Genomic DNA, 18,897 nt, shown 5'->3' with positions numbered 1-18,897 from the left:
CCCTTAGGGCTGCAAGAACTCAGCCTAATCCTCTGCCGTTTCGGGCTGCGCGCTCCGGGGGTGGGCCGAAGGCCCAGCGCGCAAGCCCGGCGACCCAATGGGTCGCAAAAGCTCGGCCCATTCACCGCTCCATTCTCGGAGATTCGTCCTCGGCGCCCCCCCCCCGCGCCGGTGCCTTCGGGCACCCCGAAATAGCAGCCTCTACCCCAAAACCGAGGCCGGCGACCCAAAGGGTCGCAAAAGCTAAGAGCAAAATGCGGCCGACAGTTCGGCCCGTTTCTCCGCCCCCTGCTCCGCCCAGCGCAGCGCGAAAACCGCGCAAGCGATTTTCGCGCCCGAAGAACCGTGTCCGCCTCATTGCGGCTCCGCTGTCGCTCCGCCGCGTTTCGCGCGCCTTACGCGATTCATTCTATTTTGACTTACCGTTAAAATAGAGAATCGCTTCTTAAGGCGTGGCGCGCAATTACTTGAAATAATAAAGGCCGCCCGCCGTGGCGCGAACGCGTCCGCCGGGCGGGCGGTGCGTGCCGCACTCCCAATGGGTAGCCTCTCCCCCCCATTCTTTGACCCCCTTAAGAATCATCCGCCCGGGTCACTTCATCGGCAAGCCCTTCCGCCCCGCCCTTCGCCGAGCATCCCACCCTTCGCCCCCTCCCCGAGAGCGCCCTTCTCTTCGAACCGCCAGCGTTTTCCTTTATGTCTTCCCCTCCCTCCTCACACGGCACCAGCGCCTCCTCCACCTCCCTGAGCGCCCCGTCCGACAACCGACTCCAGTCCACCTTCGCCCTCCTCTCCTCCTCCCTCAGCTCCCGCTCCGGCCACCTTTCCGCCTCCCTCAGGATCTTCAGCCTCAGTTCCACACACCGTTCCAGCCCCCTCAACGCCGCCATACATCCCCTCGCCGCCGGCAACGGATTCTCCTCCAGCTCCGCCGGTTCCAGCAGCTCCGCCAGCCGCTCGTAGACCACCTCCAGCCGTTCTATTCTTCGCATACCCTCCCTTAAGATTTCCGCCTCCATGATTTTATTTTATAGTGATTCCCCGGATTAATGCTTATCTTCACCCCACCGGCCCCCTCCAGAGCGTTTTTCACAAAAACAGCCATTAAATAACTCATACGGGTTAAAATTTACTATATTCGCAACATTAATTACCCCTGCGTGTCCTCTTTCATCGTGAGCCAAAGATAGCCTCATTTTCGGCCCCCGTCCAAACGACACACCAAACCATTACACAATAAATCAGACACCTACCCCCGATAACCCCACCCGCCATGAACACCACCTCCACCTCCCACATCTCCCGCTACCAGATCGACATCAACGCCGGCATCCAGACCATCCGCTACGAGCGCCCCGTCGTCGGCTACATCGAGCAAGGCACCAAACTGATCCACCTCGGCGACCGCTACGTCACCGTCCGGAGCGGCGAACTCTTCCACCTGAGCCCCGGCACCCACTACATCGAGAACGACCCCGCCGACAGCGGCCGCCCCTTCCGCCAGACCCTCCTGTTCTACACCCCCGACGACCTCCGGAACGACTTCATCCCCGCCCCCCAAGTCGCCGCCACCACCCGCCTGTGCTCCACCTGCCGGAACACCGCCGGCGTCTACACCTACCCCGCCTGGCCCCTGATCGAGAACTACTTCCGCTCCCTGAACCGCCTGCTGAACACCCCCCTCCACCGGAACCACCCCGAACTCAGCCGCCTGAAGATCTGCGAACTCTTCCAACTTCTCCAGACCCAGCCCGGCTGCTGCATCAGCCGCCCCCTCTGCCAATCCCTCACCCAGAGCCGCCACACCTTCAACGAAGTGATGCACGCCAACATCTTCACCACCGCCAGCGTCTCCAGCCTCGCCGCCCAATGCGACATGAGCCCCACCGCCTTCAAGAACCACTGCCAGCGCACCTTCGGCACCACCCCCCACCGCTGGATCATCGACCAGCGCCTGAACCGCGCCCAGCTCCAGCTCATCACCACCCCCGACCCCATCAGCAAAATCGCCCGCGACTGCCACCTCCCCAACCCCTCCCACTTCATCAAACTCTTCCGCCGCCGCTTCGGCCTGACCCCCCTCGCCTACCGCCGTCGCTACGAAAAAAGCGGCCTCTGACCCACCCTCCGACACCCGAAAATCACTACCTTTGCCCCACACATAAACCCTAACAACCATGTTAAGCAACAAACTACAAGAAGCCCTCAACGCCCAGATCAACGCCGAACAATGGTCCGCCTACCTCTACCTGTCCATGTCCCTCGACGCCGCCGCCAAAGGCTATAAAGGGATCGCCAACTGGTTCTCCGTCCAGTACCAAGAAGAACAAGCCCACGCCCAAATCTTCATCGACTACATCCAGAGCCGCGGCGGGCGCGTGACCTTAGCCCCCATCGCCGCCGTACCGACCGAATGGGCCACCCCCCTCGACATGTTCAAAGAGACCCTCGCCCACGAACAGAAAGTGACCTCCCTGATCGACAACCTGTGCCGTCTGGCCGCCGACGAGAAAGACTTCGCCACCTCCAACCAGCTGATCTGGTTCGTGAACGAACAAGTGGAAGAAGAAGAGAACGCCCGCGACATCATCGACCAGCTTCGGATGGTCTCCGAGAGCCAGATGGGCCTCTACATGATCGACAAAGAGCTCGGCAGCCGCACCTACACCGCCCCGAGCATCTCCGCCCAGTAGCCCCCTCATCCGTCTTTCGGCAAGACGATCGAAACAGCAAAGGAGGGAAGAGGCCGCCCCACAGCAGCCCCTTCCCTCCTTTTCACGTATAAAGCTTTAAAGAAACCCCTCTTCCCCCCGCATCACTTCGTCCGAATCCTGAAGAACAAAGCATACAGGATCGGAAGGAAGAGCAGCGTGGCGACCGTCGAGAAGAGCAGCCCGCCCATGATCGTCGCCGCCATCGAACCGAACATCGCATCGCCCAGCAGCGGAATCATCCCGAGAATCGTGGTGACCGAAGCCATCATCACCGGCCGCAGCCGGCTCTGAGCGCTGACCACCAGCGCATCGACCGGGTCGGTTCCCCTCCCCGCATTCGCCCCGATCTCGTCCAGCAGCACGATGCAGTTCTTGATCAGCATCCCCATCAGCCCCAGCGCCCCGACGATGGCACAGAAGTCGAACGTCTTGCCCGTCAGCAGCATCGCCCCGACAATCCCGACAGCCAGCAGCGGGATGCAGCACAACACGACCGCCGGCTTGCGATAGTCGCCGAACAGCACGATCAGAACCGTGACGATGAGCACGATCGCCAGCGGAACCTGTTTGAAAAGCCAGTACATCGTCTGGTCTCGGGCCCCCTTCTCGCCGTCCCAGCGCAGCGAATAGCCGGCCGGCAGCTCCAGAGCCTCGATCCGCTCGGCAACGATCCTCCGCGCCGCCTCCGTCTCAACCCCCGGCACCGGCGAACACATCACATTCTGCATGCGGCGGCCGTTGTAGCGCAGGACGACCGGATCCTCCCACTCCACGCCGACCCCCTGTCCGACCTGTCCGAGCGGCACAGTCTGCGTCAGCGCCCGGAGGAGATCGCCCTTGTCGAGCGTCCCGCTCCGCAGACTCAGCGCCAACTCGTCGTCGAAGAGCGCCTCCGCGTTCGGGAGCAGCGGGAAGACCGGGACATTCTCGGGATTATCGATGCGCTCCCCGTCCGCCGCCGTACACTTGAGGTAGATCGTGTTGCGGTGCGTGCCTTCGTAAAACGTTCCGACCGGAATCCCGCCCTCGGCCGTCAGCAGCGACACCGCGATGTCCTGCCGGCTCAGACGGACACGGCGGGCAGCCGCCTGATCGTAGTCCGCCACCCAAACCGGCACGGCAGGCTCCCACCCCGTCGTGATCTGCGCCACCTCCGGCGTCCGCCTCATGATCGCCCGCGCCGAGTCCGCCAGCCGGTGCAAGACCGCCGGGTCGGGCCCCGAGAACTGCACCTCGATCGGGTACTTCTTAAACATGATGTTGTAGCGCTTCACCTTGACATAAGCGTCCGGGTAGCGCGCCGAGAGCTCGTCCTGAATGGCGTCCATATTCCCGACCAGCTCCTCGGGCGACTCGAAATCGACGATCAGTTCGCCATAGGCGAGCGACGGCGTGGCGATGCTCCGCACGAGGTTATAGCGGGCCGGCGTTCCGCCCGTCACAGCCGTGATGCTCCGCACCTCGGGGCGCGTCCTGAGATAGGCCTCGATCTCCCGCAGGTCGGCCGCCACACGGGTCGAGTTCGTCCCCTCCGGCAGTTTGTATTCGATATAGAGCTGGTCGTAGACCATGTCGGGGAAGAACCCCTGCCGGACATAGCCGAACCCCCAGACACTCAGTCCGAGCAGCAGGAGCGCAGTCGCCAGAGCCGTGATCCGGTGCCGCAGTCCGAAGCGGAGCAGGCGGCCGAAGCGGCGGTAGAGCGGACTGTCATAGAGTTCGGCCGCCGCCTCGGTTCGTGCCGGCCGTTTCAGGAGCCGGTCGGCCATCAGCGGCACATGCACGAGGGCCAGAATCCAGCTCAGCAGCAGGCTCGCCGCCAGGACGATGAACAAGTCGCGGATATAGACCCCCGCCGTGTCGGGCGACAGGAAGACCGGCAGAAAAGCGAGGATCGCGATGACCGTGGCGCCCAGCAGCGGCAGGGCGGTCTTCCGTCCGATGGCACACATCGCCTCCCTCCGCGGCCTGCCCTGCTTCAGGTCGACCAGTATGCCGTCCACCACGACGATGGCGTTGTCGACCAGCATCCCCATGGCGAGGATGAAGGCCGCCAGCGAGACCCGCTGCATCGTGCCGCCCGCCATCCCCAGCAGCAGGAAGGTGCCGACGACGATCGTCAGAAGGCTGAACCCGATGATGACGCCGCTGCGGAATCCCATCGTAAGCATCAGAATGACGATCACGATCACGACCGACTCGACGAGGTTGACGAAAAACGTCGACAGCGCGTCCGTCACCCGCTCGGGCTGGTAAAAGACCTTGTGGCAGTCGACCCCCGCCGGGAAGCGCCTCTCCCGGAGCTCGTCGAGCCGGCGTTCGACCGCCCGGCCGACCTTCACGATGTCGGTTCCCGAAGCGGCCGCCACGGCGATGCCGACGGCCCGCTCCCCGTCGCGGGTCATCGCCTGACGGACGGGTTCCGCGTAGCCGCTCTCCACAGTCGCTATGTCGCCCAGCCGCAGCTGGTCGTCTTCGTGACCCTGAATAATCAGATTACGGATCTGTTCGACCGTGCGCGACTTGTCGGCCACCGTCACCCTGACCCTCCGGTCGCCGCTGTCGTAGTAACCGGCATAGAACGTCCCGTTCTGTCCGTTCAGGGTGGCGAGCACCTCGGTCGGCGAGATACCGAGCGTCGCCATCCGGTCGGCGCGCAGCGAGATGTCGATGCACTCCTCGCGCACCCCGTAGAGTTCGACCCGCGCCACGCCCTCCAGATCGGTCAGCTCGCGCTGCACCAGCGAAGCGTAGTCGGCCAGCTCCCGTTCGCCGAAGCCGTCGGCGGTCAGGGCATAGAACATGCCGTAGACCAGATTGAAATCGTCCTGCACCCGGACGGAGGTTCCGTCGGGCAGCGACGCCGCGGCATCGGAGACCTTGTGCCGCAGCATGTCCCAGCACTGTTCGAGGCGGTCGTCCGGCGTCGTGCTCTTCAGTTCGACCTGGATGAGGCACAGGTCGTTGTACGACCAGCTCTGGACGCAGTTCACCTCCCCGAGCGTCCGGATCGCCTTCTCCAGCGGGTCGACGACCTCCATCTCCATCTCGTGCGCCGAGGCGCCCGGACGGATCCCGACCACCATGGCGATCTTGACCTTGATCTCGGGGTCTTCGAGTTTCCCCATGTCCCACGCCGACTTGATCCCGCCGGCCAGCAGCACCGCCAGCAGAAAATAGACGAGCTTCCGATGCGAGAAAGCCCACTTGCCGCAATCGATCATAACAGCCCTCCCGCATTGGTTTTCGACGGCTCGGGCAGCGGATCGACCCGCTCGCCCTCCGTCAGGTGGTGCACCCCGGTCGTGACGATCCGTTCGCCCGACGCCAGCCCCCGCACGATCGTCGCCGTCCCGTCCGTGTGGAGCTGCGCCACTTCGACCCGGCGGCGCACGACCGTTCCGTCCTCCCGGCAGATCCAGACGCAGCTCGCATCATCGTGTCGGAAGAGGGCCGATGCCGGAATCCTCGACGGCGTCTGCTCCGTTTCGTGCCGCACGACGACCTCGACCGCCGCGTTCATGCCGGGCGTGACGGCACCCGTCCCCTCCGCCGGCAACGCCAGCCGAACGGCATAGAGCTGGTTGGCATTCGCCTCCGGCCCGATGTGGAGCAGGCGGAGCGGAATCTTCCGATCGCGCAGGAAATCGAACGCTGCGGCGAACGAGACGATCTCTCCGCGGCGAACATAGGTCGACGCCGGGACGAAGATCTCGATCTCGGGATGCTTGTCGGACAGGAAGGTCACGACGGGCATGCCGGCCGCCACGACGGTCGGCGGATCGAACCGGCGGTGTTTGACATACCCGTCGAACGGGGCATACAACTTCGTGTCGGCCAGCTGGTTGCGGGCGTTCTCGTACTTCGCCGTGATCTGCTGGAGTCCGTACCGGGCCTTGTCGTAGGCATCGGCCGTGGCGACATGCTGGTCGTAGAGGGCGATGATGCGTTCGGCCTCGGCTCGAATCCGTCGATACTCCCCTTCGACGGCTTGCAGCTGGAGTTCGTAATCGCGCGGATCCATCTCGGCGACGAGCTCGCCCCGGCGGACGAAAGCGCCGTCGGAGGCATGGATGCGCTGGAGCGTTCCGGAGACTTTGAATGCGAGGTTCACCTCCTCGGCCGCCTTCACGCGGCCGGGAAATTCGAGGATCTCGTAAGCGCCGGCCGTTTCCACGGTATCGATGCGCACGGAGGGCGCCGGCTTCGTCTGCGGCTGCGCACCGCAGCCGGCCAGCAGCAGCGCCGCCGTCGCCGCAGCGGCCCTCCTCCACTGGGGATTCATCATAGAGCAGGATATTTGAGGTTACTCAAAGACAAAAATACCGGATTAGGATCGATCCGCAAATAGCGATTGCGCGGTTCTATTGTTCGATTCGTTCGATTTACGGAACGAAAAAGGACAGATTATCTCCTTTCCGTCGGATTTTCATACCTTTGCGAAAACGAGCGACATGAACCGGACAGAGAACTGCGGACTGGCGTTGGGCGAGATCGACGCCGAGAGCATCGGGCGGTACAGCCGGGTGGTGCATCTGGAGAAGAACGGCTTCCTGCTGTGCCGCCGGGGTCGGATCACGCTCGGCATGGACGACAAGGAGTTCTCCCTGTGCGCGGGCGACCTCTACATCTATCCGGCCTTCTCGCAGACCGTCGTCGTCCGCTACAGCGACGACCTGGAGGCGATCGTGGGTGCGGCCGGTTTCGACTTCTCGCTCTCTTCGCTGGAAAACGTCTCCGACACGCAGAGCCTCGTCTACATCCGTTTCAATCCGGTCGTCCGCCTGACGGACGAGCAATACCGCCGCATCGAGGAGCTGATCGGGTTCACCCGGCGGCGGCAGGCGGGCGCATCGGCCATCGGCCGCCAGGTCATCGCCTCGCTCGTCCGTGCTTTCTGCTTCGAGGTGCTGGACGCCTACCTGGCGAACCACCCGGTCGGCCGGGAGAAGATGACGCGCAAGGACAAGATATTCTGGCAGTTCCTCTCGACCCTGCACCACCATTTCCGCACCCGGCGCAGCGTGGAGTTCTATGCCCGGGAGCTGTGCCTTTCGCCGCGCTACTTCGCCACGCTGATCCGGGAGCGATCCGGCAAGACGCCGGTGGAGTGGATCTCGCTGTTCGTCATCGCCGAGGCCAAGAGCCGGCTCGCCGATCCGCAGGCGAGTATCAAGGAGATCGCCTCGTCACTGGACTTTCCGAGCCAGTCTCTTTTCGGTCGCTACTTCAAATTGTACGCGGGCATGTCGCCCTCGGCCTATCGGGCTTCGATACGCGCGTCGGGCGGATAACGTTGGCGGAGGGGGCCTTGAGGTCGCGAGTTCTGAGACCTAATTCCGAGATAGTTAGCAGTCTGTCGCTGTCGAATTTTCAGTATTTGTAAAACATTTTGTAAAACACGCCAAGTGGCGACTGGCGTTCGCTGATTAAACTAAAGTGTTATTTTTTTAAATAAATCAGATGTTCGTCTAACTCTGTTTGTCTTGTAAGAGGCATGAGGACATCTCTAATGTTTTCATACCGCAAACGGTGATCCCCATCGAATGCCGTATAGTTGCGAAGTGCTGCAAATACTCTTCCCGACAACTTATTGTCATGCCGCGATGACCTCCTCGGCTCATCATCCTTGCGGGGACTGATGAATACGCATTCGCCGATGTCTCGCCGTTCCCGAGGCGCCCGACGCAGTGTTTTCATCACTATAAAGGTAATGAAAATTATCGACTCTTCAAAACCACTCTCAAATTATCTCGCTGATAGTTAGTAGAGTTAAACATTTTAAGCAGGAATCTATATGCTCAATATTAAGCGTACTGCTCTGCAAAAACTTGTTTTTGTCCCAAACGATTAACTTGGTTAACTACGGGCTTCCAGAATAAAGAAAAGGGGCAATTAATTGCACTTTTATTTGCAATTGAATGAATTCGCCCTACATTTGCATCTAAAGAGGCAATATCTTGCACGTATGGATTATTCTATCATCAAAGAGAGACGCGCATTATTAGGGCTTACCCAACAGGATTTGGCCGACTATACGGGGTTGAGTCTGCGCATTATCAAGACCATCGAGGCGGGCAAGGGAAATCCCTCCGTCGCGACGCTCTCGAAAATCGCCGCGACGCTCGGTCTGGAGCTGGCGTTGAAAGTAAAGGAGATTGTTAAATGAGACAGGCGGAGATATACAGCGACGGCGTATTGGCCGGCGTACTGACAGAGACCGACGAGGGGACATATCGGTTTCGGTACGACGATGCGTTTCTTGCAGACGAGCGTCAGACGGCCATCTCGCTCTCGTTCCCGAAAAGCAGAAAGGAGTTCGCATCGAAAACGTTGTTCCCATTTTTCTACAATATGCTCGCCGAGGGAGCGAACAAGGCCTGCCAGTGCCGAACACTGAAAATCGACGAGGAGGATGCGTTCGGCCTATTATTGGCAACGGCGCATACCGACACCATCGGTGCCATAACGGTAAAGAAACTATGAAAATTCTGACAGTTTGTCCCGGTCATCTGGCCGAGGGATTCGACAAGTATTGTCCGTCCTGCACGCGGCGGCTGTTCGACGGAAAGCGAGTCAGCCCGAGGCTCGATTTCGACTACGATGCGGACAGCGCAAATATGGCGGAGAATATCAACCAGCTCTCCGTGTCAGGCGTACAAGAGAAACTGTCGGCAATCGTTGCTGACGGAAAGATCGTGCTCACTCCCGCCGGAGGACAAGGACGCTACATCATCAAGCCCGCACCCGCCTACAAGCACCTGCGCTTCCGCGATCAGATACCCGCCAATGAGCACCTGACAATGCAGATCGCCCGGCAAGTCTATAAAACCCCAACAGCAGAGAACGGTCTGATCTTTTTCAAGAACGGCGAGCCGGCCTATATTACCAAACGCTTCGACTACAATACAGAGGGCAACAAGATCAAACAGGAGGATTTCTCGTCGCTGGCGTACAAAACAAGCGCGACGCACGGGCGGGATTTCAAATATACGGGCAGCTACGAAGATGCCGCCGCTTTGCTGAAAGCGAACGTCCCGGCCTGGCAAGTGCAGATGAGCCGCTTTTTCGCGCTCGTCGTCTTCAACTACCTCTTTGCCAACGGCGACGCACACCTGAAGAACTTTTCGTTGCAACAGACCCCCGGCGGGGACTATCTGCTCGCACCCGCATACGATCTATTGAACACTTCGATTCATGTCACCGACGAGGATTTCGCCCTGCAAGGCGGCCTGATTCCCGAGGCGGAGTATTCAGACACCTATACACGCACAGGGCATCCTTGCCGAGCCGATTTCGAGACTTTCGGACGACGGATCGGCGTATTGCCGAAGAAGATGACGGAGATACTCGACATGTTCTCGCAAGAGCAACCGGAGGTTTATGCTTTGACCGACCGATCTTTTCTCGACGAAAAAGTCAAGCGGAGGTACAAGCGGTCGTACCAAGAGCGGTTGAGCCGGTTGAGGAGAGAGGGGGTGATTGGGCAATAGAAAGCGCAAAGTAATACACTGTTTGGGACTATATAATTATATAAAAAAATTGAGGGAAGAAATCATTGTAATCTTCTCCCTCAATTTAATGTAACGCGGCTTGCCTCTATAATGATATGAACAATGGTTTTCGTGCAAACCAGTTTCTAAAATCAAGAGAATTTGATTGACTCCTATCCCCCCCCTGATTCTTCACATCGAAGAACCGCTACGCAAATTGCTCGCTATCGGAATTTTCAGGTAAAGAAAAAGTCGTCAGTGCCTCAGTCTCGCTTATGCACATAATGTGCGCTACCGGAAAGATCACCGTTCGATTGTCTTCCGTGATGGCGAACAGATACGGCTCATTCTCATGTTTCTTGCCTCCCCCGATCGTAATTCGTTTCGCCGTCCGCGCCGATATAGGCCAGTTCCATCACATAGTTGTTTCGTCGGAGTTCCTCGATTTCTGCCATCATGCGGCAAATGTATTTCGCCCGTCTATCGTCTTTCATCTAAATATTTACCGCATTCGGATGTCCGACAGGACGCTCGATGCGCTCTGCCAGTAGGCTCTTTCAACAGTCTTGCCCCCACGTTTCGGGCAAGGGTGTACCCATCGTGCTCCAGCCAGCTCCAGTCCGTATGATCTCCGCCTCGGAGACGATAGCACCGTGTAATTCGCAATTGATGATATGGATCGCGATGGCACATCCGGCAATGACCTAAATAACAATCGGATACGATTCCGCATACTATTCGTGCGTGATGTTTATACGTTTTTCGGCATGTTGTTCAAAAGAGAATGAGAGTTAATCAAGTTAAGTATTTTCGGAGAAAACCGTTTTTCAGAAAGCAGGAAGATTGGTTAATCAAAAAAAGTCGGCGAAAAATGCTTAACACGCTTAACTGTCCGCAAGGAGTTAATCCTTCAACCACGCCGACTACTCGAGAAAAAAGTAGTTATGAATCCCGGAGGGCAGTGCCGAGACGATCTTACCGGCCGTGTAGATGTATTTGTGTGCGGTGGGATATTTGCGATCGAAGCGTTGCAGGTCGCGTATGGCATTGCATACCGTTTCGTCGGTCGGGCATAGCACGATCGAGCACGCCTGTTCAGGAATATAGAAATCGATCGAAGCGTTCCGCAGCGAAACGCAATAGACCGCAGAATGGCAGTATTTCCACAGCACGGAATCGGCCATCCTGTTGCGCAGCAACTGTTCGTGCAAGCGCGTCGCAGGTACGAAGAGCGACAGCAGACCATTATCGCAGAACCAGTAGCGTTGCTTAGGCAGACGACTCGTCCGTTCCGACAGACTCGTTACCGAACGGACGAGCCGTGCCTCTTTCAGAATGGCGACATACTCCGCGACGGTCGTCACGCCGACCTTTAGGCCTTCCGCCTGCAACATGCGGCACAGCCCGTTATAGGATAGCTCCTCGCCGAGATGCTCCGCCAGCAGATGCAGCAGATGTCGGATGGCCGCCTCGTTGCGGATCTTATAGGCGGGCAGCAACTCTTCGTAGAGCAATGTGCGGAAGAGCTGTTGCAGCCTCTCTTCGCGACGGTCCGGAGCGGACAGCACGCCGGGATAGCATCCCCATCGCCTGAGCAGATTCAAGGCGTCGCAGCAGTTGAGTTTCGATATACGCATGAAATCGTCCATCGACAAGTCGTCGAACGACCGAATGCCGAACGCCTCTTTCAGCGCAGGGTGTTCCGCAAGTCGCTCTGCCGCCCGGGGCGACATCGTGGCGAGCACCTCGACGCCCCGGGCTGTCAGACGCTCCAACAGAAAGAGCCACCCGTCAAGCAGATCGAGATCGTCCAGGCAGACCAGTGCCTTATCATCGGGCAGGAGCGGCGACAGTGCCTCCCAGAGCTCGCGCCCCGTCATGCCGTAGTAACTTTCGTTGCGCAAACACAGCACGAGCGGCACCACGCCGTACAAGCGCCGGGTCGTGCGCTGCTCGGTCCGCAGGTAGAGAAGCTGCGCCAGCACACAGCTCTTACCGCGCTGCCGTTCCGCTGCGACGATCCAACAACCACGCACCATACCCGACAGATCGCGCAGCCGGAAAGGAAGTTCTCGCAACATTCGCCGATCCCGCTCGATCTCCATATTCAGCTCTTCCGTCGTCAATCGCATCGTTTTTGATTTTCGCAAAGTTACAAAATCATCTTGCATAAAAAATAATTTTGCAAATTTGAGTTTGCAAGACATTGATTTCCAATATCAAAAATCTTTTTTTTTGCACACCGGTGGAAAATCTCGAGAATGCGTTATTTCGAAGCGTCGCCGACTGCTCTCCCGTATATGCCATTCAGCAGAAGATAAAATGCAGCCGATTCATTGAGAGCACTAAAAAAAGCCTCGAAAAGTTGCGCATTACACCGATTTTGAGTATCTTTAATATAGAGACAAAAGAGACAATACATACTATAAATACTTTGATATACAGCGCAATACACATTCAGATGCGAGCGTCGGAAACTGCTGAAAAACCGAGATGCATAGAATTTTCGAACCGCCGTTTTTCAACCAAAAACGAGAGCGAATATTGAAATAGAAAAATATTAAAATGCAGGCTATGAATAGAATTTTACAACCCGCTTTTTACGAGTTCCGCGGGCACCGCAGCGAAGATCCGACGCCTTGGGGATCCGGATTCGAACAGTCCGATTTCATCGATAATCATTATACGCTCTCGGGACTCGACCTCGTGTTTCTCGAATCCGAAAACGACTTTGTCCGTATCGGGATGACTTCCGGTATGGTCGATTTCACCTCTCGTTCGCCCATACTGCTTATGAAAGAGCTGTTCGAACGCTACGACTGTGCGCGTGCCATCCGGTTCACGTCGTATCTTCCATCCGACATATCGCCTTGGCGTTTCGACGATCTTATATCGCTGCGCGACTGGATGCTTCGGAATATGGGAGACGAAAGGTCGGTCGAAGCACATTGCTGTACCCTGGATCGCTGTTTGCAGCTCGAGTTCGATGTAGAGTTTTACTATCGCAAAATCGATGGCGAAATGAGATGCAGTCCTTGTGTCCCGCATCGCGAAGACAGGTGTCGCACGTTCCATTATCCCGCCGTACGCTTCGATTACCATACGCCCGAGCAGGTCGGACTGTCCATAGACACATCGGATTACAAGGAAACCGCAGCTTGGGGTCTGCCGCACGAAGATATTTTGCATAAATTACAGGGGCTTTGCGAATGGTCGTCGCGCCTTGAAAGCATTCGTGTCTGTAGACCGGAGAATCTCCCGAAGGCTATGACCGGCCCTCTCTCGGAGTTGGTCGAAGCCTTCGTATCGAAACGAGGAGGTGAATGTCGGGAACCCGAATGGGAAACGACGGATCGACAACAAATAGAAATCCGCCTCGAACTGAATCCGAAATCGAGCCAGGATTCATTTCAGGACCTTTTGCAGACTTTGGACGAGACGACTTTGTGAATTTTTATACGCGGCACACCATCACAAGGAGTCAAGACGTGGCGGGGTACCGCCGATAAAATCGAGATAAAGAACAATGAAAGGATTTGCAGATTATCTGTGCGAAGAGATACGCCGTGAGGAGCGGAATATCGCACGCGACATCGAAAAAAAAGAACAACGAGAGTTGCAGGAGTTTGTCGAACAAACGCGTCGAGAGATTGCCGAAACCGATGAGTGGCTCCGCTGCGAAGAGGAAGCCGAACGCCATGAGGCGGAGACTGCACGGAGGCTCGAACCTTCGGCGATGTTTTATTTGTTAAAAGGATTCGGCGGTATTGCCGCATTCGAACGCTTCGATTTCCGTACGGAGCTGGAGGAGATAGCGATGACGATGGGGCTGACGACCGCTCAGACGGCAACCTATATTCTCGTAGCCGGTCTTCAGCGCCGATGCCCTTGCGGCATAGGACCTGCGCATTTGACCCGTTATATGGGTGAAGAGCGCGCGGCAAGTGCATGGCAAAAGATTCTTTCCGATCTATACAGGCTCGGATTGCTTTCTATAGCCAAGCGGACGGATAAAGGAATTACGTACTATAAACTTAATGTGCAATGAGCAAAACTCGTTTTTCGCCGGAGCGAATCGAATCGCTCCGAGCCAACGAAATCTTCGTCTTCGGCAGCAATCCGCAGGGGTGGCACGGAGGCGGTGCGGCGGCCGATGCACGGCGTCTGTTCGGGGCAGTATGGGGCGAGGGCTTAGGACGCACAGGGCAGTGCTATGCAATCCCGACGATGGGCGGCACGGTCGAAGGCATCCGACCGTATGTGGAGGAGTTCATCGCATATGCGGCGGCTCATCCCGACCTGACGTTTCTCGTGACGGAGGTCGGGTGCGGCATTGCGGGTTACTCCGTCGCGCAGATCGCACCGCTATTCGCCGGAACACTCGATATGGAAAACGTCCTGCTGCCCCGCCGCTTCGTCGACTGCCTCGAAACGACGGCGGTGACAAAAATATTTTAAGCTCAAACGGCAACAGTCCTTTCGGAGCCCGAACTCTGTCGTGAAGGAAAAATTTCGTAATTTTGTCATGCTCGCATAGCGGGCAGACATATTCGAAACCTGCACGAAAGTGTTTAGCTTGATTCTCTCGGACGAAATCTGGTAAATTTCACAAGGCGGAGAATAGGCTGACGGCTCTCGCGCCTCGTACTTGTACGGGCGTGAGGACTGTTGCTTATTTCACGCCAAAGGTTTACCAGAGCCTGTCCGATGAAATTGGTTAACAGCCTCACGCTTTCTTTTTGTACAATCCATCTTCCAGAGGCTCGAAGATGCTGAAATTCAACACGTCATGGGATTCTTAAAATCGTTTTTCGAACCTGAGAAACCTACCAAATGGCAGATCAAAATCGTAGGAACCGTTCATCGCAGCGGGACTGTACCGGTGCATGACACATTCGTAACGGACAACGTCCATCAAATGCGAGGCTTTATCGGGCCCAAGCGTTACGATGTAATTACCGGTTGGTTGAATGTACACTATCCGAGTTCGACTTTCAATCCGCGCCAGTTCTCCGTGCAGATTAAGCCTGTAAAAGAATAAGAAGTATGACAAAGATCGACGGTCTCGATGCCTTGCGCTCGCTCTTCGGTAGCGACGAAGCCCTCATCGAACACATTTTGGAGCATACGCTCTTTTTCGACAAGGAGATGGTGCGTAATCAGGCGCGGGATATCCGCGCCCTGATTCGCACCGGTCAGGCGATTCCGGCGCGTTTCACCTCCAACGCCAACTATTTTTTGCAGCACGCGGTCAAGACCACCACGCCGCGCTTCAAGAATAAGAGCGAGGCGGTGCGTTTCACCAAGTACGAATGCGACCCCGACGGACATATCGACGAGACGAAATGCCTGTTCCACCGCGAAACGAAAATCCGCGTGAAAATAGACTCCGACGGCAACTATGCGCCCAAATGCACGATCCTGCGTTATACGGGTCATGCCGTGAGCTGGGGACAACGCAGTTCGGTCGTGAATTACACGATCGCACACATCTGGGCCAAGACGGACAATCCGCTGTTCTTCAATTCGCTGTGGAATTACGCATTGCTTCCTACGCACTGCGCGTTCATTACCGACAAGCGGGACGACTCGCACGAGCTCGTGGCCCGTGTGAAACGGCTGATCCGGGCCGTCAGTTGGGAGCTGTACCACCCGAACCGGTTGATGGACTGGAATCAGGATGTGCTGACCGACGATGAGGTTCCCGCAGCTTCCGACCGCAGCGAGGCCAAACGCTTGATTAAAGAGGGAAAAGTCCGTTTCCTGCCCAAGAACGAGCGGCCGCAGACTGCGGACGAACTGCCCGGTGAGGAATTCCGAGATGAAGAACAAAACGACGAGCAATCAAGAGCGGTCGACATGGACGAGTAAACGATGGAATCCGGCATACGAGCTCCAATATGAACAAATCTTACAGACAAAGACATGACAAACAACGATAAGACCTCCCTTTCGGATATTCCTTTCGGGGAGACCCGAAACGATTTCGGAACAGACCGCTACGTGAAAGGCCTGATTCGTTTCATCGAAAATTCATCCACGCCTATCACTATCGCCCTGCAAGGCGAATGGGGGAGCGGGAAGACCTCGCTCATGACCCGTTTGGAACACGCCTTATGTTCCCAGCCCGATTCTCCGTTCATCGGGGTGAAAATCAATACCTGGGAGTACTCCATGCTGTCGACTCCCGAGATAACGGTCTATAAGATTCTCGCGCAGCTTGTTCAGGAATTGACCAAGGACGATCCTCGATCGAAAACGACTTTCAAGGGCTTCCTCCGCGGAGCCGGCAATTTCTTATACCGAGGTGCACGCGAGAGCCTGAAAACGATTCCCGGAGTCGGCGGAATGATAGCGGTCGGACTCGAAGCGGCCAACGTTCCGACCCAACTGTCCAACGGCTCCGATGAGAACGAAACGGCTTCGCTCGCCGATTTGAAGAATGCGCTGGAACAGGCCATAAACAAGTCCATTACAGAGATAAACAAGCGGGGTGTAATTATCTTTGTCGATGACCTCGACCGTCTTAATCCTCCTGTGGCGGTCGAGATTCTCGAACTGCTTAAAAACGTCTTCTCGCTGGATAACTGCATTTTCGTGCTCGCCATCGACTACGAGGTCGTCGTCAAAGGCCTCAAGCCCAAATTCGGCGAATTGACCGACAGCAACGAACGGGAATTCCGGTCGTTCTTCGATAAAATCATACAAGTGCCCTTCTCATTGCCGGTCAGCAATTACCGCACGATGGATTTCGTGCTCGACTCGTTGGTGCAGATCGGCTACATCCGGGACATAGACCGGGGGAATCCCGAGGTCAAGACACCGTTTTCCACCATCGTGGAGTGTTCCGTGGGAAAGAATCCCCGTTCGATCAAACGGCTCATCAATACGCTTTCGCTGCTCAACTGCATCGCTCTGTGCGGCCAGGAGGAGGATGAGTTTTCAGAGTCGCGGGAAGCCAAAATCATCAATTTCGCCATTATCGCCATTCAGGTATGTTATCCGAAAATCTACCGGATGCTGACCCTGCAACCCGATTTTCCGAAATGGGGCGAGAGCGTGCTCCGGCGGATGAATCTCTCGGTGGAGAAAAACGATGACGATTCGGAGGTGCAGTGGGAGGAGGTGCGTGATGCGATGATCGGATCCGACCCTTACATGGTGCAACACCAGAGCGACATCACGCAACTGCTCGAGCTGATCCGGAATACGGCCAATAAAAAAGATCCGGAGAATTTCGAGAAAAACATCCGAAAGATTCTCGACAAGTCGTCTGTAACAGGCATAGGTTCGGGAATCTCCGCCGAAGAGCTGGACCGTCATCTGCTTATTCGCAAACTTCACGAGAATGTAATTTCCAAAATCAATTCGCTCCGCCCGGAAATCAATATCCGCCCGAAACGCAATACCGGCAACGGGGGTTTCTATCTGGAAACGGGCAAAAAGAGACCCGATGTCGATATCGTGCTTAATCCGAGTATGGTCAAGAATAAGGTATCTTGCCGGTTATGGTTGGATTGTTCTATTCTTCGTCCGGAAGAACTTCGGGGTATGAGTTTCGACGACTTGCTGAGGAACGAGCAAATCGCTTCGATATTACAGCGTTTCGACGAGGTGATGAGGCCGCTGCTGAAACGATGGTATTTCTCCGGCAAGACCTATGATAACGACACAAAATTCCCGGATTTCACGGAAGAGCTTCGTTATCGTCACGCGCTGGGTTGGATGGAGAACCATATTTCGTTCAATCCCGAGTACTGGATCAATCTCGATAAGGCGTCCAATTACGAGGAGCCGGAAATCGTATCGGACATTGCGTCGGTCGTGCTTGCCTGCTACGATTTGAAGATTGCCTCGTATGAACTTTTCAACCGGTAACGGAAAAGATCGACAGGTCAGAATTATTAACTCTTTAACAAAAATTAAAAGTACGAGAGCTTTCAAACTAACAGCAAAACGTACGCTGGGGAAAATCCCCAAAGGATTTGTCATTCAGGTGCCTTCGCAAAGTTTATCAGCTCCAACAGCGTTGGAGGTTGAAAAAGCTATTATTCGTGCCGGATTTGATGATTCTTTGTCTCGAGGATATCAGGCTTCCGGAAATTGGATAGTAGAAAAACTGGGTTAAGTACCGTTATACATCTGCTGTATGAAAGACTTTAAATAACAGTTAGATGTTGTAGCATACTTCAGGTATACGCTACGGATACATTTTGAAGTCGGCGAAGCCGAAGATTAAGTCTTCGGCTTCGCTTGTCTTTTCCCCATTTCTGACAGCCTTCCTAAACCCGAACCCACGCTCCGGGTGGGAATCTCGCGCCGGTATTTCTCTCCCCCCGATCCCCCTCGAGGGGGGCTTGGGGTCACTCGCTGAAGTCTCGATTTGCCGAAAACAAAAACGCTTGACAATCTACTGATTATCAAGCGTTCCTTTGAGCGGAAAACGAGACTCGAACCCACGCTCCGCGTGGGATTCTCGCGCCGGTGTCTCTCACCCCCGATCCCCCTCGAGGGGGCCTTGGGGTCGCTCGCTGAAGTCTCGATTTGCCGAAAACAAAAACGCTTGACAATCTACTGATTATCAAGCGTTCCTTTGAGCGGAAAACGAGACTCGAACCCACGCTCCGCGTGGGACTCTCGCGCCGGTGCCTCTCACCCCCGATCCCCCTCGAGGGGGCCTTGGGGTCGCT

General features: G+C 56.4%; 16 protein-coding genes. 12 read left to right on the top strand and 4 right to left on the bottom strand.

The features are described 5' to 3' along the window. Positions 1–572 precede the first annotated feature (572 nt). A complete protein-coding gene (locus QZ292_RS05545) occupies positions 573–992 on the bottom strand; it encodes a hypothetical protein (protein ID WP_294598971.1) in 420 nt (139 codons plus the stop codon). 281 nt (positions 993–1,273) lie between these two features. Between QZ292_RS05545 and QZ292_RS05540 the strand changes: the two genes are divergently transcribed. Together QZ292_RS05540 and QZ292_RS05535 are read left to right on the top strand one after the other, a co-directional pair. Further along, entirely contained in the window at positions 1,274–2,119 is an 846-nt protein-coding gene (locus QZ292_RS05540) for an AraC family transcriptional regulator (RefSeq protein WP_294598969.1), read from the top strand. A gap of 58 nt (positions 2,120–2,177) precedes the next feature. Next, the gene (locus QZ292_RS05535) at positions 2,178–2,693 is read left to right on the top strand and encodes a ferritin (protein ID WP_294598966.1); all 516 of its coding nucleotides are present in this window, start codon (positions 2,178–2,180) and stop codon (positions 2,691–2,693) included. A gap of 122 nt (positions 2,694–2,815) precedes the next feature. Here the strand turns inward: QZ292_RS05535 and QZ292_RS05530 are convergent, their stop codons facing one another. Together QZ292_RS05530 and QZ292_RS05525 are read right to left on the bottom strand one after the other, a co-directional pair. Continuing rightward, a complete protein-coding gene (locus QZ292_RS05530) occupies positions 2,816–5,935 on the bottom strand; it encodes an efflux RND transporter permease subunit (protein ID WP_294598974.1) in 3,120 nt (1,039 codons plus the stop codon). After that, a complete protein-coding gene (locus QZ292_RS05525) occupies positions 5,935–7,002 on the bottom strand; it encodes an efflux RND transporter periplasmic adaptor subunit (protein ID WP_294598964.1) in 1,068 nt (355 codons plus the stop codon). The genes QZ292_RS05530 and QZ292_RS05525 overlap by 1 nt, the downstream gene beginning before the upstream one ends. 166 nt (positions 7,003–7,168) lie before the next feature. Here QZ292_RS05525 and QZ292_RS05520 point away from each other — a divergent pair, with 166 nt between their 5' ends. The 4 genes from QZ292_RS05520 to QZ292_RS05505 all read left to right on the top strand — a co-directional run bounded on the left by QZ292_RS05520 (position 7,169) and on the right by QZ292_RS05505 (position 10,207). Continuing rightward, on the top strand, positions 7,169–8,008 hold the full coding sequence (locus tag QZ292_RS05520; protein ID WP_294598961.1) for an AraC family transcriptional regulator: 840 nt from the start codon (positions 7,169–7,171) through the stop codon (positions 8,006–8,008). A 674-nt stretch (positions 8,009–8,682) separates the two neighbouring features. Next, a complete protein-coding gene (locus QZ292_RS05515; protein ID WP_294598959.1) occupies positions 8,683–8,883 on the top strand; it encodes a helix-turn-helix domain-containing protein in 201 nt (66 codons plus the stop codon). After that, positions 8,880–9,200, top strand: a complete 321-nt coding sequence (locus QZ292_RS05510) for a HipA N-terminal domain-containing protein (protein WP_294598957.1) — start codon at positions 8,880–8,882, stop codon at positions 9,198–9,200. Before QZ292_RS05515 ends, QZ292_RS05510 begins: the two co-directional genes overlap by 4 nt. Then, positions 9,197–10,207: a HipA domain-containing protein gene (locus QZ292_RS05505; protein WP_294598955.1), complete on the top strand. Its 1,011-nt coding sequence runs from the start codon at positions 9,197–9,199 to the stop codon at positions 10,205–10,207. Before QZ292_RS05510 ends, QZ292_RS05505 begins: the two co-directional genes overlap by 4 nt. Positions 10,208–11,130: 923 nt before the next feature. Here QZ292_RS05505 and QZ292_RS05500 read toward each other — a convergent pair. Continuing rightward, positions 11,131–12,339 (bottom strand): hypothetical protein, encoded by a 1,209-nt coding sequence (locus tag QZ292_RS05500; protein WP_294598951.1) that lies wholly within the window; start codon positions 12,337–12,339, stop codon positions 11,131–11,133. Positions 12,340–12,781: 442 nt separating this feature from the next. Here QZ292_RS05500 and QZ292_RS05495 point away from each other — a divergent pair, with 442 nt between their 5' ends. The 6 genes from QZ292_RS05495 to QZ292_RS05470 all read left to right on the top strand — a co-directional run bounded on the left by QZ292_RS05495 (position 12,782) and on the right by QZ292_RS05470 (position 18,335). Beyond that, positions 12,782–13,657 carry a hypothetical protein gene (locus QZ292_RS05495; protein ID WP_294598948.1) on the top strand — a complete coding sequence of 292 codons (876 nt, stop codon included), beginning with the start codon at positions 12,782–12,784 and terminating at the stop codon, positions 13,655–13,657. A gap of 76 nt (positions 13,658–13,733) precedes the next feature. Next, positions 13,734–14,255, top strand: a complete 522-nt coding sequence (locus QZ292_RS05490) for a hypothetical protein (RefSeq protein WP_294598946.1) — start codon at positions 13,734–13,736, stop codon at positions 14,253–14,255. Further along, on the top strand, positions 14,252–14,665 hold the full coding sequence (locus QZ292_RS05485) for a hypothetical protein (protein WP_294598943.1): 414 nt from the start codon (positions 14,252–14,254) through the stop codon (positions 14,663–14,665). The genes QZ292_RS05490 and QZ292_RS05485 overlap by 4 nt, the downstream gene beginning before the upstream one ends. A gap of 588 nt (positions 14,666–15,253) precedes the next feature. After that, complete coding sequence (locus QZ292_RS05480) at positions 15,254–16,078, top strand: hypothetical protein (protein ID WP_294598941.1); 825 nt, start codon at positions 15,254–15,256, stop codon at positions 16,076–16,078. 54 nt (positions 16,079–16,132) lie between these two features. Continuing rightward, positions 16,133–18,085 carry a P-loop NTPase fold protein gene (locus QZ292_RS05475; RefSeq protein ID WP_294598939.1) on the top strand — a complete coding sequence of 651 codons (1,953 nt, stop codon included), beginning with the start codon at positions 16,133–16,135 and terminating at the stop codon, positions 18,083–18,085. After that, a complete protein-coding gene (locus tag QZ292_RS05470; protein ID WP_294598936.1) occupies positions 18,066–18,335 on the top strand; it encodes a hypothetical protein in 270 nt (89 codons plus the stop codon). Before QZ292_RS05475 ends, QZ292_RS05470 begins: the two co-directional genes overlap by 20 nt. Positions 18,336–18,897: the final 562 nt, after the last annotated feature.

It is taken from the genome of uncultured Rikenella sp., assembly GCF_910577125.1.
Classification (GTDB): domain Bacteria; phylum Bacteroidota; class Bacteroidia; order Bacteroidales; family Rikenellaceae; genus Rikenella.
Note: the sequence above shows the minus strand (reverse complement) of the source record. Positions and strands in the feature narration are given on the sequence as shown.